The following is a 17,488-nucleotide window of genomic DNA, read 5'->3' as shown; positions in this document are numbered from 1 at the left end:
CTCCAGGCACGGGAAAAACAGACCTCCGTGCGCCGGTATTACCCGGATTCACGTTCAAGCGGTTTTCTCTCAGCTCTGAATGTTCACGCTTACATAAGCGAAAACACAGAGCACCCGTGTCGATTGACGATTGTACGGCAGCGCGTAGACGCCAACCCTCCAAACGCGGGCGCGACGACATGCTTGAGCGCAGCACAGAGCGCGCGAAAGCAACTCGGAGCGCCGAGCTTGCTCAGGGTTGAAAGCACGGTGTGCTTTCAACGCAAGCGAGGTCTGCCTTCGTCTCGATTGACGAAGGCAGGGCAGGTTTGCATGGTAGTTTATTGGGAATTCGGTTGTGTTTTGTGCGCGCGACGACATGCTTGAGCGCAGCACAGCGCGCGCAGTCACCCATCTGCACCAGTAACGAAAAACGACAGAAACTTTACGCGCGTGTAAAATAAAGGTCGCTTGCGCACCAAAAAACGGCAGAAACTTTACAACCGCGTACAGTTTATGCCGCCTGCGCGCGCAATCCCGGCAGAAACTGTGCAGCTGTGTACAGAAAATGTCGAAATCTCACCAAAAAGCGATAGTTCCTTCACATTTACGTAAAGTAACTGTCGCCAATCCGTCGCAAGAATAATTTACTTACCGCGCATTGCACGACGGCTGATGCGCTGCGGACGCGTTGGATCGATTCCCTTCGGAATGCCAAATCCACTCTTGCTTTGCAACGTGCGCAAACGCTCATTCAAAATCGCAAGCTCCGTCTTAGTAAGGAAGAATCGGCGGTTCGGATGAATTTTATCAAACAACGCAAACTTGTGCTTCACAGGCTGTAGCGTCTTCGAGCGCAACACCTTTCCGCGCAATTCTTTAAGCTTCACCTGATTTTCGCCATTACCAACAGCAATACGGTATACAGGTATATTAGATCCGGCAGTAACGCTTTTAATAGCGTGCTCCTGTCGATCCATAGCATGCATTAAACGCTCGTAATTACCCTCACCAACGAGGAAAATTCCGTTAAAACCAGTGCCTCGCCAAAGCGCATCCTTCGTGCGCGCATCCACCCACACAGGCTGCTGCGGAAAAGTAAAACCGCCCTTATTAATCGCAGAAATAATGCCGGCAGCCGCACCCGGACGACCTTCCAACTTTGCGTAACCAACTTTATCTGCACGCTTCGTAAGCACAACAGTAAACAGCAGCAAACCAAGCATCACCGCTGTAATAAGCATCATAATCCACATCAAAATGGACCAACGAGATGCAATTCCAAGAATTACAGCAACCAAAATCGGCGCAGCAAACGCGCAAGACAACCACAGAGGCAGCTGCTTATCGTCAGAATGCGTGTACTTATAAATACGTATGATCTGCGAGAACATGCCCTGCTTTTTCTTAGTCTGCTTCATGCCTTGCGTCGCACCCTTCGACGCGCCTTGCGATTTGCTTTGTGCTTTATCTTGTGCCATGCGTTTACCCCATAATATTCGCGTTATTTTGAGTATCCCAAATAATAATAGTAGCTTGTGCAAATATTAATAAATTTGCACTTACTTTTGCACTTACTTCGGCCAGTTACCACGCTTTGCGCTACTCGGCTTAGGCAAACGCCAGCGACGAAGCTGCATAGCGCGGCTGAATGCGTACATGCCGGAACGCGACTTGCGCGACACAGCCACATCACCAAAACGACGAATCAGCTCCTTACGCAACTTACGCCACATAACAAACATGTCAATTACAGATGCAAACAAATACGCGTACAAGAACACTGCAAAAACAAAATAAACAATCACAAACTTAGATAGCGCAAACAAGCAAATCATAATCAGCACTGCAACTGGTATGAAAAACTCGCCAATATTAATTCGAGCATCCACGTAATCGCGAATATACACACGCCACGGAAGCTGCTCAATTTTTGGCATATGCGCCAAATCGCCAGTGCGCATTGCGTTGTATTGCAAATTCTCAGATTCGCGAAGACGAGCACGCGCGCGTTTTGCGCTTTCCTTGCGATCTGCTGGTACTAGTGGGCGAAGCTTTTGCGCCTGAGCAGCGTTGCGCTTAGGAGTCGGCGCGTTTTTTTCGCGAGATTTCGTCGCTACAGACGATTCTGCATCCGCTACTTTCTTTTGCAACGAAGGAGTAGACGCGCCCTCATTATTGGCAGTTTTCTTTGCAAATGGATTCCATGTCATGTTTGCAGATTACTCAACAGACTAGACGCATGCAGACGCGGAGGAAACGGCAGAAACTTTACGCGCGTGTAAAGAAAAAGTCGGCTACGCAGCAAAAAGCGGCAGAAACTTTACAGCGTTGCAAAGTTTATGCCGCCTGCGCGCAAAATTAGTCAGAATTACTCGCCCAATCGATCCAAAAGCAGCGCTTCCGTCACAATATTTCCGCGCAAACCAGGCAATGAAATCGACTCGTTCGGGCTGTGCGCATTGGACTTAGGATCTTCCGGACCCGTCACCAGCACCTGCGCCTTCGGGAAGATGCGCTGAAGCTCCGGAATAAACGGAATCGAACCACCCTCGCCCTTATTTACCGGCTCCACGCCGAAAGCATCGCGCATAGAAGCGAGCGCATCCTTCGTTGCAACAGCATCCGGATCCATTGCCCAACCCATGCCGTTATCAATCGGCTCTGCAGTAACTTCTGCACCAAAAGGCGCGTGAGATACCAAGAAGTCGCACAAAGCTTTTTGCGCTTCTTCCGGACGCTGCGAAGGCGCGGTACGAAGCGAAAGACGCAACTTAGTTTCGTGCGCAATCACATTAAAACTGCCCTCAACAGGATGTGCGTCCATGCCGATTACCGTCAAGCTCGGCTTAGTCCACATGCGCGCTGCGAGAGAACCGGTGCCGGCAAGCTTATAAGAATCGACCACGGAAGAGTCGGCACGCACTTGCGCTTCGTCCAAATCGCGCTGCAAACCGCCAACCGGCTCCTGTGCTTCAATTCCAGGCACTGCCAGGTCGCCAGCCTCGTTGTAAAGCGAGGCAATAAGCATGGAAGCAAGCGTGTAAGCATCTAAAATCGGGCCGCCAAACTGACCGGAATGCACTTGATGACCAAGCACTTTAACCTTTACGTCCACGTCGGTATTTCCGCGCAAACTCGTTGTAAGACTTGGGATTTCGGCGGACCAGTTGCCGGAGTCGGCAACGATAATTACGTCTGATTCAAATTCGGCTTTATGCGACTCGATAAAAGGAATGAAGCTTGGCGAGCCCATTTCTTCTTCGCCTTCGATGAAAACCTTAATATTTACGCGCAAATCGTCGCTCAGTGCGCGCAAAGCTCCGTAGTGAATTGCGATTCCGCCGCCGTCGTCGGCTGAGCCGCGTCCATAGAGGCGACCGTCGCGCTCGGTGCCTTCAAATGGGTTGGTTTCCCACTCAGATGGATCTGGAACTGGCTGCACATCATGATGCGCGTAGAGCAAAACCGTTGGCGCGCTTGGGTTTACGATGCGCGAGCCGACCACTTCGAAAGCTCCTGGAGTGCCGTCCGGATTCGTGGACTGCTCGACGCGCGCGTCAATACCAACCTCACGCAATACCCCAGCCACGTATTGCGCGGACTTGCGCATATGCTCGCCAGCAATGCCCTTAGCTGACACCGCAGCCAGCGAAATCTTCTTATTCAGCACGGAAACTACGTCATTCCAGGCGTTTTGCACGCGAGCGCGCACGTCTTCGACAGCCAAATTTGCCATAAATCCTCCCAACTAAAAGTAACAGAGCGATAATTGATGCCTGTAAAACTATATCTACAAATTTAAACTATATTCGCAACTATGTCCGCAAATATGAGGAAACGCGAGAAAACGCGACGCAAACTTAACTATCTACTTTGGTCAGCTTGCGAGACCGTTTCTTTACACGCCTGTAAAGTTTCTGCCGCTTTTTGGTACGTAGGCGACATAAACTGCGCACGCACGTAAAGTTTCTGCCGCTTTTTGGCGCGCAAACGACCATTACTTTACACACACGTAAAGTTTCTGCCGCTTTCAAGCCCTCTCAATGCGCGTGGCAACCCAATCGACGATATAAGGCGCGCACTGCTCAACCTGATCCATCGCAACCTCAAATTCGCGAGGACCTCCGTACCACGGATCTGCCAAGTCGAGCAACATCTCGCGACCCGGCTGAGGCTTAGGAAGCGACGGATCAAACGCGCGATACATATGCACAAGTTCGCGCTTTTGCGCAGGCAACAAACGCAAAAGCGAACGCATATGCGAAGCCGTCATAGGCAAAAACAGGTTCGTTTCCGCAATCTCATCCGCTTCAATTCGATGCGCAAAATGCGAAGCAGGAAGCCTGTATCCGCGCTTAGTTAATTCTCTTTGCGCGCGGCGATCAATCGGATTTCCGTACTCTTCGTCGCTTACACCGCTGGAACGCACAGCAACAACGTCGCCCAATCCCCTCAATTGAAACTCGTTGCGCAACACAATTTCCGCCATTGGCGAGCGGCAAATATTACCTGTGCAAACCGTCATAACAGTGTATGGGTGACGTGCGTCTACCTTGATTTTGCTTGATTCTTCAGTCATGCTTCCTCGTTTATTTTGCTGTCTCGTTTACTTTGCGATTTCTCGTTTACTAAGCAGGCTCATATACCATAAACCGGTATCGTGCAGGATTGCTTTCGCTGCCAACCTTCAGAGGCGCTTCCTCAAACTCGCCTTCGCGCGCAACATGCCATTTTCCTGCATCAACTAGTGCATGAATATTCGGAGCAAATGTGTCCGCTGCAACTTTCGCATCAATTTGCGTTACGTAAGCTGCGTCTGCGTGATAATTCGCAAGCATTTCGCGCAAAATCGCAGCTCCGCCAATAACCCAGATTGCTGGGCCATCTTGAGGCGAGTCTTGAGATACGTTTTGAGATACGCTTTCCTGACTTTCCAGCACTTCCCTATTTTCCAGCCATTCGCGCGCGTAATCCAAAGCCGCGTCAATGCTAGTAAAACTACGCGCTCCATCTGCTACAAAATCAGGATTATGCGTAACAACAATATTTTCGCGACCCGGAAGCGGACGGAATTTCGGAGGCATCGCATCCCATGTACCGCGACCCATAATCACAGGGCAGCCGATAGTCATCGCCTTAAAATAGCGCAAATCCGGCGAAAGTCGCCACGGCATGCCTCCGTTTACGCCCATAGCGCCGGGCTTGCCATCCAAACCAGAAGCCTCGCCCCAAATCAGTCGCACAGGGAAATTATGCGACACGCTGTTTGCCATATACGCACCTCACACGCTAAAACAAGCTAAAAATTAAACTAAATCAAGCAAAATCAAGCAAAATAATTTGCAATCAATCACACCGCAACCGGTGCTTTAATCGTCGGATGATGCTTGTAATCAACCACCTTAAAATCGCTGTAATCGTAGTCAAAAATCGAATCCGCCTTACGAATTTCAAGCTGCGGATACGGGTACGGCTCGCGCGAAAGCTGCTCAAGCACCTGCTCAACGTGATTGTCATAAATATGGCAATCGCCGCCCGTCCACACGAACTCGCCCGGCTCAAGACCTGCTTGCTGAGCCATCATCATCGTCAAAAGCGAGTAAGACGCAATGTTAAACGGCACGCCAAGGAACATATCGCAAGAGCGCTGGTAAAGCTGGCACGAAAGCTTGCCGTCAGCAACGTAAAATTGGAAAAGCGAATGGCAAGGCGGCAACGCCATATGCTCAACTTCCGCAGGATTCCAAGCGCTAACAATCATGCGACGAGAATCCGGGTGATTCTTCATAAGATCCAGCACGTTTGCGATTTGGTCGATTGTGCGGTTTGGATTTTCCGCTGTCGGCGCCGGCCAACTCCTCCATTGCACTCCGTAAACAGGGCCCAAATCGCCATTTTCGTCCGCCCACTCGTCCCAAATATGAACGCCGTTTTCTTGCAACCAACGCACATTACTCGAGCCTTTAAGGAACCAAAGCAACTCGTACGCAAGTCCTTTGAAAAACACGGTTTTCGTGGTGATAAGCGGGAAATATTTGCTAATGTCGAAGCGGATTTGCTGGCCAAAAAGCGAAATCGTACCAGTGCCTGTGCGATCTGATTTTAGAGTGCCTTCCGTGAGGATTTTTCGCACTAAATCCTCGTAAGGAGTTGGAATATTAGACGCTGGTTTTTGTGGTACCCGCGCGCGAATTGCTGCAAGTTCTTCTTCTGTTAAAGCCATGCTGCCATGTTAACAAAGCGCTAATAAATTTAAAGAATTGCGCTCGTAAAACCATATGTCTACCACGCAAAACGCTAGATTCGACAATTGAGCGCAAAGTTACAATCCTTACGATAACATGAACAAAAACGACTACAGCAAAGGAGCAAAAATGTCTAGAAGATTATGGGTAGAGCGCAACGAGGACGGCACTTGGGAAGCACACAGCGACGACGGTGTGAGCTTGAAGTTTGGTCACGGCGAAGGCATGTTCAACCCGGTTGAATTAATGCAAATCGCTTTAGCTGGTTGCACAGCTCTTAGCAGCCAATACGCTGCAGAACACGCTATTGGCGAGGGCGCTGGAGCGCGAGTTGTAGTAAACGGCACGTACGACGCGGAAGAAGGCACGTACTTGCGTTTTCAAGAAGATGTCACTCTTGACGCAACTTGCGCAAAACCTGCGCTCAGCCAGGAAGATGCGTCCGCACTAAAAGAGCGCATGGAACGCCACATTTCCAGGGGTTGTACTGTTAAGCATACGCTTGAAAAAGGCGCGCAAGTTAGCGTAAACGTTACGGTTCGCAGCTAGAATAAGCCAAAAGTCGCGCCAAAAGTCGCGAAAAATCGCACTAAAATCACACTAAAATTCACCACATGTGGCACAATTGAGTACACAAGATATTTGCGCAATAATGACGCTACGCATGCATGTATGCAACCGGAGGAAACTTTGAAAATCGCTATTTTTACCGAAACGTATCCACCGTACATAAATGGCGTCGCAACACAGTCTTATATGCTCAAAAAGATGTATGAAGAGCTTGGTCATGAAGTGCTAGTAGTCACGGTCGGCTCCGAAAAACAGCGCAAAACCAAGCTTGAAGATGGAGTTGTTTACGTTCCGGGCATATTGCTTAAAAAGCTTTACAAATACCGCGTTGCGCTCCCGATTGGTCACATGCGAAAGCAACTTCCTCTTAAATTTAAGCCGGATGTCATTCATATTCAAAACGAATTTGGCATTGGCGAAATCGGCTTGGAAGTAGCAAAAAAAGAGCATATTCCCGTTATTTATACGCTTCACACAGAATACGATAAATTCCTGTTTTACATTGGCTTAAAGCATTTTACTGAGTTCTCTCGCAATATTTCGGCGAAATATTTTATGCGATTCTCGAAAAATGCCACAATTATTACGAGCATGTCTCCTAAAGCACAGGCATATATTGACCGTCAGAAGGTTGATAAAAAAGTAATTGTGCTGAATAACGCTGTGGAATATAAGAAGTTCCTACCAACGCCTGAGCGACTTGCATTCCGCAAAGCTTTCCGCGAAAAATATGGCGTTTCTGACTCTACTAAGCTGTTTGTTTTCGTTGGTAGAATCGGCGCTGAAAAAAATATTTCAGAATTAATTGACAACTTTATGTATTGCGATTTTCCTCGCGAAAAAGCGCGCTTATTTGTTATTGGCGGCGGTCCTGATTTGGAATCGTTGCGCAAGCGCGTGGCAGATAATGGTTTTGACGACAGAATTTGCTTGCTTGGGCCTATTGCTCACACGGAAATTCCAAAGTATTTGCACGCAATGGACTACTACACAACAGCATCACTTTCCGAAATGCACTCACTTTCGATGCTAGAGGCAATGGCTTCCGGTCTGTTTGCGCTTGTAAAGCATGATGTGCCGAATGAGAAGCAGATTATTAGCGGTCAAAACGGGTATCAGTGGGATACTAAGGAAGATTTTAAGACTGTTTTTAGTAAAGTTTTGAATATGAGCGAGGCTGAGCAGGCTCAGCTTAAGGCGAACGTGCTCGAGTATTCGAAGAATAACGATTTTAAGAGCCAAGCGCTTGAGCTGCTTAAGATTTACAAGCGCGCAATCGAGATGAACAAGGAAAAGCTCGCTGAAAAGAAAGCTAAGCGAGATGCCAGGCGCGCGCGTTTTATGCTGAAAAAGCGCGAGAATACTGAAGCGGAGCCGCAAGAATCGCAAGATTAGACGCTCTCACGCTCCAAACGCTCCAAACGCGGTCGCGATGACATGCTTGAGCGCAGCACAACGCGTAAGCGGCAGAAACTGCACACAGCCGCACAGTTTTGGTCGGAATCCGACTGGGAAGCGGCAGAAACTGCACACGGCTGTAAAGTTTTGGTCGGAATCCGGCTGGCAAACGGCAGAAACTTTACACAGCTGCACAGTTTTGGTCGTTTTTAGCGCGTAGGCGGCAGAAACTTTACACAGCTGCACAGTTTTCTGCCGTTTTTCGTTACTGGTGCAGATGAGCGACTGCGCACGTAACGACATGCTTTCGCGCTATCGCAGCGGATCGATTGTTTGCTCAATCTCCTTAGCAGCTTCTTTACCAGCCTTCGGCACATCAACCTCATGTACTCCGGAAATATCGTCAATAGACGCTTCAGAATGCTGCTTTTGCGCTGCTGCAACCTGAGCTGCACTAAATTCCACATACTTGCGCGGCACAACGTACACAGGCCTCGAAGAATGCTGCAACAATCCCTGGCTAATCGAACCAAGCAGCAAACCGGTAAAGCCACCGCGACCGCGAGAACCAACAACCACAAGATCATGATTCAAACTAGCCTGAGTCAAAGCTTCAACGGCAGAACCAGGCACAACAGTTCGATGAATTTGCAAATCCGGCAAACGCTGCAAAATCGGCTTCACGCGCTCCTCAAGATCCTCCATGTACGATCCCATAACAGCAGTATCGCCCTCAGCACCTTGCACTCTTGGCACTGCGGAAATAACATCAAGCTCAGCATGCCAGCTATCCGCCAAATCAGCCGCAATTTCAAGAGCTTTAAGCCCCCACTTTGACTCGTCAGAGCCAACAGCCACACGCGTAATCGTATTATTCAAGTGAATACGCTGACCGTCATCGTCAGTGTAAGGCACAACCACAATTGGGCAATACGCATAAGCTGGAAGCGAAGAACTAGTTGTGCCGAGCAAACGCTCTGCCAAGCCACCTTTTCCACGATTACCAATCACAATAAGCTGATAGTTACGAGAAAGCTCCACGAAAACCGAAGAAGGATCGCCCGTAACAATTAGCGTAGTCGCGTCAACACCCTGCTCAAGAGCAACAGCTTTTGCTTTAGATAGAATTTCTTGCGCATCGTGATGAGCTGCATTATCGTCACCAATCGCAGTGTAGGTGGCATCAAAAGAAACAGCAGCATAACTTGGCAACGAATAAGCGCAAACAATTTGCAATTGCAACCCAGCATGCTTTGCGTAATTTGCAGCCCACCAAACCGCTTTATAGCTCGCGTGTGAGCCGTCAACTCCAACCAATACAGCTTTTTCTGGGATCATTGCCAACCTCCTCATACTTGCACTCGCGACAGCAGCGTCACTCGCGCACAACTTGTAAATACTATTGTAGCGTAATTTTAGATTGAGTGTTGGCAGTTTTGCGATATATAACTACAGAAGCTACAGAAACTACAGAAGATACAGAAACTACAGAAGCTACAGAACGCGACGAATAGAGTACCCACCTGGGAACACGTAGCGGATAGGATCGTACTTAGTGCCAGCGAGCTGCGAATTAATTACCATGCCGTTGCCAACATAAATAGAAGCATGCTGCGCATTCGCGATAATATCTCCAGGCTGCGCTTGAGCCAAACTTGGGATTGGAGTTCCAACAGTTGCCTGCGCTCCAGAAGTACGAGGCAAAGAAATACCAACACTAGCAAAAACATACTGCACAAAACCGGAGCAATCCCATCCAGCAGGAGTATTGCCACCGCTGCGATACGGCACTTTGCCTAAGAATTGAGTAGCAAAATTCAAAAGAGAGGCAACAGACTTACCATCAGGAGGAACTACAGAAGCAAGAGGAACCTGCTCAACGCCACTGCGGAAACCAGAACGGCTTGCAGTAGCATTTCCAGCAAAAGCACGTCGTGCCGTTTCAGCAGCTTGTTCGCTAGGAGTCTTAGTTTGAGGTACATTCAAGCTTTCTATGCCACCCCAATGAGAATTTGCGTCGACATCAGTAGAAGTAGATTCAGTTAAAATATCGCGACGCACATTCGTCACCTTTGGAAATGCGCGCGTAGAAGTGACAGCTGACTCGGAAAGCTCATGCGAAGACTCTGCCATGGCGAATGGCGCCATAACAGTAAGCATTGAAGCTGCAGCGGCAGCTGATACAAAAACTGAGAAAATTCTACTTTGTTTTAGCATACTTTTTGCAGTATATCATCGGGGCATTACATACGAGAGAAATTAGCAACGCCAGTAACAAGCAAACTCATTTTAGTAATAAACAAACTAATTTTAACAAAGCAGCTTTAGTAACGAAGCTTCGGTAGTACAACTTTAGTAATGAATAAACTGATATTGAGAAACTTCCTTAGCGTCAAACTTGCGCGAGAAAGTTCGTCCTTGGTAAGAAGCGCCACATTCAGAAGTCTCAATAGAACCGTCTGAATTAATTTTTTCAACAACTGCAACGTGCCCGTAGAATGGATCAGAACCAGCCTGACCTGAGCGGAACACCATAATATCGCCAACATGACGAGCGGAATTATCTACCCAATAGCCAAGATTGCGCGCAGAATCAGCCCACATATTTCCGTTGCCAAAATGCGAGCCAACAGGCAAACCTAACTGATGGCGACGAACATACACCCACCACGTGCACTGGCTGAACTCATACGCGTTACCAGTATCACCAGTTGCATGATTTGGATTAAAGCCCTTCGGCAAAACGTCAAAGTCTTTATCTATCAACAAAGCAACCTTAGGATTATTCGCAGCAGAACGTGACATCTCTGCAATATTAAAGCCTGAACCAGAACCTAAATTCCACGAATCAGACTTCGAAGATATAGTAGAAAAAGTGCCAGGTTGTACCGAATTAGCAACTTTATCGGCTAAGTTTTCATGCTTCGAATTCGAGCGAGCAGAACTACTTTCATTCGCGCCATTTGCAGCATCAGCAGAGTTCGCATTATGCGATTTTTTAGCAGCATTCTCAATAGAGTCAACAGCGTTATTAATAGTTGCCATAGGATCAAGAGACTCGCGTTGGCTAGAACGCGAAACTGTTGAAGATGCGTCGCCAACTGCAGTCATAGATGGCTCAAATTCGGAAGCGCGAGAATCAAAACTATTAACCTTAGTTAAAGCCATAGTAGCTGCAACAGTACCAACCATTGCAACAAGAGAAGTCGAAAGTATTACATTGCGACGACGCTCATTAGCAAGTTTAGACAACCTAAGCGCGCGCCTGCTTTGAGGAACAAGCTCCTGCAAACGCTCAGAAACAGCTTCTGGAAGCTCTACAACAGCACCATTGCTAGTAGCAACCGCAGCCAAACGCTCACTAACACGATTAGCTTGAACAGAACGCATGCCACGCACACTATGCGCACCATGCGCGCCACGCTGAGCTACAAACAGCGAAAGCGGCGAATCTCCATGCCTCTTTGCTTTTGTGGCACCATGTGCAGCATGTCTCATACTAATCACTTTCTTATGTTAAACGTGGAACGCAGCGCACAAACGCCACACCCCCAACTGACTTTCTTTCAATCCTCTATGTGAAAGGTTACAACGTGGTTAGGATGTAAGAAACGCACACAGCCTAAATCCGCTAATTTTCGCGCTTAAGCTGCACTCGTCACACTTAGACTTCGGTAAGTTGTATGGTTGGAAGTATGAAATTTGCACCTATAGTTAATCCTGATGCACGAAAAGCAGCACCAAAACCGCTGCGAGTTGATTTGCGAAAGGTTTTTGCTATAGGAACGATCGCGTGGCTAGTCGCAACAATAATTGCGCTTATCGTTGCGTTATTGCATATTACAACTTGGTTTCCTGTGTTGTTTTGCGCATCGGGAACAATTATTGGCGTTCTGCTATTAATTTGGGAACATTTTGACCGCTGGGACTACAGGCGCTTAGGAAAATAGTTTGTTGCTGATTTGCTGAATTATTTACTGCTGATTTGCTGGCTTGCTAACTTACTGATTTTCTAACTTACTAATTTGCTGCTTATTTATTTGCAATTGGTAGCGCAAAACTTACGGTAGTACCCTGCCCCGGCATACTCCAAAGAGTAATATTTCCGTGGTGCGTAAGTGCCACATGCTTGGCAATTGCAAGCCCTAAACCAACGCCATCCTGGCTTTGACTATTTTGATTATTCGCACGATAGAATCGTTCAAAAATTCGCGACTGATCTTGCAAATCAATGCCAACTCCGCGATCTACAACACGGATCACAGCGTATTGACCATCTGTCGATAGTGACGCAGATAGCGAAACTGTAGAATTTTTTGGAGAATACGTAATTGCATTCTCAACTAATTTCCGCACTGCAGCTTGAATTTGCGAAATTTCACCGCGCACGCACAAACGCGAATCGACTTTTGACACAACATGTACGCAACAATCCTTAGCAAACGCAGCAACTTGATTTTGCACATACGACAAAACATCATTCAAAGAAAATACTTGCGCAGAATCTAAGTCAATAGGATTTTGAGCGCGAACCAGCCACAACAAATCTTCAAGCATGTGCTGAAGTTTCTTGGAAGATTTACCGGCAATTTGCGCAATATCTTTAATTTTTTGCGCAGATACCTGTTCGTTTTGCAAAACTTTCGTAAGCTGAGTTAAGTTGCGAGTAGATCGCATTAACTGCTCAGAAACGTTGGAAATAAAGTCGTCGCGAGTTTGCGCAAAACGGTGAGCTGCACTCGTATCCTCAATAATTACAACTACGATACCGCCTCCAATACTTCCAGCCGTAACAGTAAGCCAATTAGGGCGCGAAACAGTGGTTGACTCTTGAGGATTTACAGTTATTGACGCATAACGCTCAGGTGTCGAAGTAACCAAAGAGAAGCGCTCGAATCCGCCAGAAGCTCGCACGGAATTAACAGCTTGAAGAACGCGAGGCTGGCATAACGAATCATCGCTAACAACACCCAGCAAATAAGCCTCGGAGCTTGCGCGAATTACGTCATTGTTGGCGTCAATTACAACAGTTGGCATGTCGAGCATTGCCAAAACTTGGGACGCGTCGTAGCTGATATCGTCACTTGCGTTGTCGCTTGAATCGTCGCTTATGTCGTCGCTTATGTCGTCGCTTTCGTCATACTTTGCGTCATACCTTGCGCCATACTTTGCGCCACGAATATAATTAAACGCTCGTTTAAAAAGACGGCAAACTGTAGAAAACCAATCCGACATCAACACACACAACGAAAGCACAACGCACAACGCAAGCACGCCGAAAGCAACAAATACAACGATCACAACCGCAGAAGAACCTTGAGGCATACTCCTATAATCTCATACTTTGCGCGCTTTTGTAACTATGCAACTAAAAAGCGGCATAAACTTTACACGGCTGTAAAGTTTCGGTCGAAAATCACCACAAAAACGGCAGAAACTTTACACCGCCGTAAAGTTTCGGTCGCTTCGTTACCAGCGTCGTCTATAATTACATAGGATGCCTGACTTATAGCGACGTGCAAACTAGGCGTTCAAATAAACTCACAGCACTGAGAAAGGACGCACCATGCGAGTAATTTTCAACGAAGAAATGAAGGCAATTGCTTCAAACATCGAACGCATGGCAGAACTTGTAGCAAAAGCTATGAACGATGCTGGAAGCGCGCTTTTAAACGCGGATTTGGAAGCTGCTCAAACTGTTATCGATAAAGACGCAGACTTAGACGCTTTAGAAGCAAACACTATTGACCAATGCTTGACTTTGCTTGCTCGCCAAAACCCTGTGGCAACGGACTTGCGCGAAGTTGTAGCTACAATGCGATTAGCTGCAACGTTTGAACGCATGGGAGATTTAACAAGTCATATCGCTCAAATTACTAGACGAACCTGGCCTGAATCTGCTATTGCACAAGAAGGACGCGAAACTATTGTTGCAATGGTTGATTTCTTGCGCGAACTGTCAGGTCGCTTAACGACCATGGTTGCAAATCGCGACGTGCAAATTGCGGAAACTATTATTGCTGGCGACGATGCGCTCGACAAATTGCACGAGAAGATTTTTGAGCTGGTAGAAGGCGAAAATTGGAAGGGTACGCGCAGGCAGTTAATTGATGTCGTTCTGCTTAGCCGCTTTATTGAGCGAATTGGAGACCATTGCGTTGCCGTCGCAAGGCAAATTGTGTTTATTGTTTCCGGATTCGATCCGTCCAAGAAGCCAGAGCCAGATAAAGACACTGTTGTAGCGTAACGAGATTTGTAGCGTAAAGCGGCTACAGCAAAACACGCTACGCAATTTCAAGTTGCACAAAGCGCGCATGAAAATAAAAGTAAACAAAAAGTAGGTTTGCAAATTAATTGCAAACCTACTTTTATTTTAAAAGCTAACTTAAGCTCTTAAAACTAACTTAAGCGCGGCAAAGCCAGCGAATCAGAATCTCACTTCTGACCCTGAGCAGCCACAGCGGCAGCACCGGCAGCAGCAGCTTCTGGATCCAAATACTCACCGCGAGGCTTGATTGGCTTGAAGTTCTCATCCAACTCGTAAAGCAGAGGAATAGCGGTTGGAATGTTCACCTTGGAAATCTCTTCCTCGCTCAAGTTATCGAGCATCTTAACGATTGCGCGCAAGCTGTTGCCGTGAGCAGCAATCATTACAGTCTTGCCGGACTTAAGCTCTGGAATAATATCTGACTCCCAGTAAGGAGTTACGCGAGTCACGACGTTTGCCAAAGCCTCAGTTTCTGGAACTGGTTCGCCAGCATAACGCGGATCGTTAGCTTGGGAATACTGATCATTTGGATCAATCTCAGGAGGTGGAGTTGCGTAAGAGCGACGCCAAATCATGAACTTCTCATCGCCATATTCCTGACGAATTGCAGACTTATTCTTGCCTTGCAAAGCACCGTAGTGACGCTCGTTCAAACGCCAGCTGCGACGAACTGGAATCCAAAGGCGGTCGGCTGCATCAAGCGCGTAATTCGCGGTATTGATAGCACGACGAAGCAAAGAAGTGAACACGATGTCTGGAAGAACGTTCTTCTCTTTAAGAAGCTCGCCACCATGCTTAGCTTCCTCGACACCCTGCTCAGTCAGCGGTACATCAACCCAACCAGTGAACTGATTGGTCTTATTCCATGCGCTCTGACCATGTCGGAGCAATACTAATTTGTATGTCATAATTACCTAGTCTATTCGTTTCATACGACTACTTGCATTAACACTTACATTAACTTTGACTTTGCGTCAACTAGCGAAGAGGCTTTACGAGTGGGAATGTAATTGTTTCGCGAATAGTTGCGCCCGTAAGAGCGATCAGCAAGCGATCAATACCCATTCCCATGCCGCCAGCAGGAGGCATGCCGACGCCGAGAGCCTCAATGAAGTCCTCATCAATATCCATTGCCTCAACATCGCCAGCCAAAGCATCCTTAGCTTGAGCAACAAAGCGCTCGCGCTGCACAACAGGATCGTTAAGCTCAGAATAGCCGGTTGCAAGCTCAAAGCCGCGCACGTACAAATCCCACTTTTCAACCATTCCAGGCTTCGTGCGGTGACCCTTAACAAGCGGGCTAGTCTCAACTGGGAAGTCACGCACAAACGTTGGCGCGTAAAGCTTATCCTCGTAGAAGTGCTCCCACAAGTGCTCAACCAACTTGCCGTGATTCTCAACTTCGTCGCGCTCAACGCCAAGCTTGTCCGCAATCGCGCCCAAATGCTCAACAGAAGTTTCCGGAGTAATCTCCTCGCCCAAAGCCTCAGAAAGCGAGCCGTACATGGTAATCTGCTTCCATTCGCCACCAAAATCGTACTCTTCGCCGTTAAGCAAAGTCACCTTAGTTGAACCGAAAGCGTCTAGTGCAGCCTTTTGAATCAGCTCCTTGGTAAGAGCAGCAATCGTATCGTAAGTGCCGTAAGCCTGGTAAGCCTCAAGCATTGTAAACTCTGGAGCGTGAGTTGCATCCACGCCTTCGTTTCTAAAGTCGCGGTTGATTTCGAACACGCGCTCAATGCCACCAACCAAGCAGCGCTTCAAGAAAAGCTCCGGAGCAATGCGCAAATAAAGATCAATGTCGAAAGCGTTCATGTGAGTTGTGAATGGACGAGCAGCAGCACCGCCGTGAACCGTTTGCAACATTGGAGTTTCGACTTCCAAGAAGTCATGACTGTCGAAAGTACGGCGAAGAGAAGCCACAGCGCGCGAACGCCTGCGAACCATATCGCGAATCTTCTCGTCCGCAATCATGCCAATATATGGCTTACGCGTACGAGTGTCGTCGCTTAATTCCTTGTGCAAAGCCGGAAGCGGCTGCAAAGCCTTAGCTGCAATCGCCCACTCGGTTGCGAATACGGAAAGCTCACCGGTCTTAGAAGAAATCACGCGACCGCGCACGTAAAGGTGGTCGCCCAAATCCACCATCTGCTTGAAGCTTTTAATGGATTCTTCGCCAATTTCCTTCTTGGAAACCATCGCCTGAATCGTAGTACCGTCACCGGCAGAAAGCTTAACAAAGCACAAGCCGCCAGCGTTACGCAAGAAAAGCACGCGGCCTGCAATACCAACCTCAGTATCGGTTTCTTCGCCAGCTTCAAGCTTGCCATCGAAATCAGCACGCACCTTTTCGATAGTATCCGTAACGTTAAGATGCACAGGATAAGGCTGCACGCCTTCCTTAATCATCATTGCGCGCTTAGCAACGCGCATCTGTACCTGCTCAGGATGAGCTTGCGGTCCAAATTCTTTATTGCTTGGGTCGATTGCTTCATCCAGAGTTGCGCCTTCGTTTACGCGCTTGGCGATTGCTTCGTCTTGAGCGAGTAACATTTCGGCATGTTCAACAGTGTCAATTTCATTGACGGTATCTGTTGCTTCGTTTTCTGCTGCATTTTTATCGGCAGATTCTGCGGCACTTTGCGCGGCAGACATTGCAGTATTGGTGTCAGTCATAAACGCTAATTGTAGCCAGTAGGTAATACAGGTTTTATACGCGACTTGCAGTGCTAATTTGCGATATGTTTACACAGAAGCTGTAGCGATAATTTGTAATATGTTTACAAAGGAATTCCGCAGCTTGTACGCAATATACTTGCGCGGGACTTACTTTGCGCAACTTGCACACGCTTTACAATAATTTGTATTAGCCAACCTGTAACATTACGGACGTTGTTGGAACTTTTATGCGCATATGCTTTCGCGAGTTTCAGCATCGGGCTGTAGCGCAGTTTGGTAGCGCGCTTCGTTCGGGACGAAGAGGCCGCGGGTTCAAATCCCGCCAGCCCGACTTTTGATTTCCAGA

At 47.8% G+C, this 17,488-nt stretch carries 16 protein-coding genes and 1 tRNA gene; 5 read left to right on the top strand and 12 right to left on the bottom strand.

Features of this window, described 5'->3' with window-relative positions; translation table 11 throughout:
• Nucleotides 1-626 precede the first annotated feature (626 nt).
• The 6 genes from DOD25_RS00910 to DOD25_RS00885 form a co-directional block, all read right to left on the bottom strand.
• Nucleotides 627-1,400: a DUF4191 domain-containing protein gene (locus tag DOD25_RS00910; protein ID WP_032835341.1), complete on the bottom strand. Its 774-nt coding sequence runs from the start codon at nt 1,398-1,400 to the stop codon at nt 627-629.
• Between the two features lie 153 nt (nt 1,401-1,553).
• The gene (locus tag DOD25_RS00905; protein WP_004105197.1) at nt 1,554-2,192 is read right to left on the bottom strand and encodes a DUF3043 domain-containing protein; all 639 of its coding nucleotides are present in this window, start codon (nt 2,190-2,192) and stop codon (nt 1,554-1,556) included.
• Between the two features lie 158 nt (nt 2,193-2,350).
• Nucleotides 2,351-3,718: a dipeptidase gene (locus DOD25_RS00900; RefSeq protein ID WP_112928528.1), complete on the bottom strand. Its 1,368-nt coding sequence runs from the start codon at nt 3,716-3,718 to the stop codon at nt 2,351-2,353.
• Between the two features lie 294 nt (nt 3,719-4,012).
• A complete protein-coding gene (locus tag DOD25_RS00895) occupies nt 4,013-4,561 on the bottom strand; it encodes a low molecular weight protein-tyrosine-phosphatase (RefSeq protein ID WP_004105200.1) in 549 nt (182 codons plus the stop codon).
• A 49-nt stretch (nt 4,562-4,610) separates the two neighbouring features.
• The gene (locus tag DOD25_RS00890; RefSeq protein ID WP_112928527.1) at nt 4,611-5,255 is read right to left on the bottom strand and encodes a dihydrofolate reductase; all 645 of its coding nucleotides are present in this window, start codon (nt 5,253-5,255) and stop codon (nt 4,611-4,613) included.
• Between the two features lie 77 nt (nt 5,256-5,332).
• The gene (locus tag DOD25_RS00885; protein ID WP_064340453.1) at nt 5,333-6,205 is read right to left on the bottom strand and encodes a thymidylate synthase; all 873 of its coding nucleotides are present in this window, start codon (nt 6,203-6,205) and stop codon (nt 5,333-5,335) included.
• A 151-nt stretch (nt 6,206-6,356) separates the two neighbouring features.
• Between DOD25_RS00885 and DOD25_RS00880 the strand changes: the two genes are divergently transcribed.
• Nucleotides 6,357-6,776, top strand: a complete 420-nt coding sequence (locus DOD25_RS00880) for an OsmC family protein (protein WP_004119211.1) — start codon at nt 6,357-6,359, stop codon at nt 6,774-6,776.
• 141 nt (nt 6,777-6,917) lie between these two features.
• On the top strand, nt 6,918-8,192 hold the full coding sequence (locus tag DOD25_RS00875) for a glycosyltransferase (protein WP_112928873.1): 1,275 nt from the start codon (nt 6,918-6,920) through the stop codon (nt 8,190-8,192).
• Nucleotides 8,193-8,507: 315 nt separating this feature from the next.
• Here the strand turns inward: DOD25_RS00875 and DOD25_RS00870 are convergent, their stop codons facing one another.
• The 3 genes from DOD25_RS00870 to DOD25_RS00860 form a co-directional block, all read right to left on the bottom strand.
• Nucleotides 8,508-9,533 carry a universal stress protein gene (locus DOD25_RS00870; RefSeq protein ID WP_004105206.1) on the bottom strand — a complete coding sequence of 342 codons (1,026 nt, stop codon included), beginning with the start codon at nt 9,531-9,533 and terminating at the stop codon, nt 8,508-8,510.
• A 156-nt stretch (nt 9,534-9,689) separates the two neighbouring features.
• A complete protein-coding gene (locus DOD25_RS00865) occupies nt 9,690-10,412 on the bottom strand; it encodes a C40 family peptidase (RefSeq protein WP_112928526.1) in 723 nt (240 codons plus the stop codon).
• A 135-nt stretch (nt 10,413-10,547) separates the two neighbouring features.
• Nucleotides 10,548-11,693, bottom strand: a complete 1,146-nt coding sequence (locus DOD25_RS00860; RefSeq protein WP_004119219.1) for a CHAP domain-containing protein — start codon at nt 11,691-11,693, stop codon at nt 10,548-10,550.
• A gap of 185 nt (nt 11,694-11,878) precedes the next feature.
• Between DOD25_RS00860 and DOD25_RS00855 the strand changes: the two genes are divergently transcribed.
• Nucleotides 11,879-12,145 carry a DUF2530 domain-containing protein gene (locus DOD25_RS00855; protein WP_004105210.1) on the top strand — a complete coding sequence of 89 codons (267 nt, stop codon included), beginning with the start codon at nt 11,879-11,881 and terminating at the stop codon, nt 12,143-12,145.
• Between the two features lie 82 nt (nt 12,146-12,227).
• Here DOD25_RS00855 and DOD25_RS00850 read toward each other — a convergent pair whose 3' ends face one another.
• On the bottom strand, nt 12,228-13,520 hold the full coding sequence (locus DOD25_RS00850) for a sensor histidine kinase (RefSeq protein ID WP_112928525.1): 1,293 nt from the start codon (nt 13,518-13,520) through the stop codon (nt 12,228-12,230).
• Between the two features lie 241 nt (nt 13,521-13,761).
• Here DOD25_RS00850 and phoU point away from each other — a divergent pair, with 241 nt between their 5' ends.
• On the top strand, nt 13,762-14,442 hold the full coding sequence (phoU, locus tag DOD25_RS00840) for a phosphate signaling complex protein PhoU (RefSeq protein WP_004105212.1): 681 nt from the start codon (nt 13,762-13,764) through the stop codon (nt 14,440-14,442).
• A 188-nt stretch (nt 14,443-14,630) separates the two neighbouring features.
• Here phoU and DOD25_RS00835 read toward each other — a convergent pair whose 3' ends face one another.
• A complete protein-coding gene (locus tag DOD25_RS00835; RefSeq protein WP_004119231.1) occupies nt 14,631-15,371 on the bottom strand; it encodes a phosphoglyceromutase in 741 nt (246 codons plus the stop codon).
• A 70-nt stretch (nt 15,372-15,441) separates the two neighbouring features.
• Nucleotides 15,442-17,139, bottom strand: coding sequence for a lysine--tRNA ligase (gene lysS, locus DOD25_RS00830; protein WP_112928524.1), 1,698 nt, complete (start codon nt 17,137-17,139; stop codon nt 15,442-15,444).
• Between the two features lie 260 nt (nt 17,140-17,399).
• On the opposite strand from lysS, the gene DOD25_RS00825 reads away from it, so the two are divergent.
• Nucleotides 17,400-17,473, top strand: a tRNA-Pro gene (locus DOD25_RS00825).
• Nucleotides 17,474-17,488: the final 15 nt, after the last annotated feature.

The sequence above is a fragment of the Gardnerella leopoldii genome, assembly GCF_003293675.1.
GTDB classification, from domain to species: Bacteria; Actinomycetota; Actinomycetes; order Actinomycetales; family Bifidobacteriaceae; genus Bifidobacterium; species Bifidobacterium leopoldii.
This window is presented reverse-complemented; position numbering and strand designations above follow the sequence as displayed.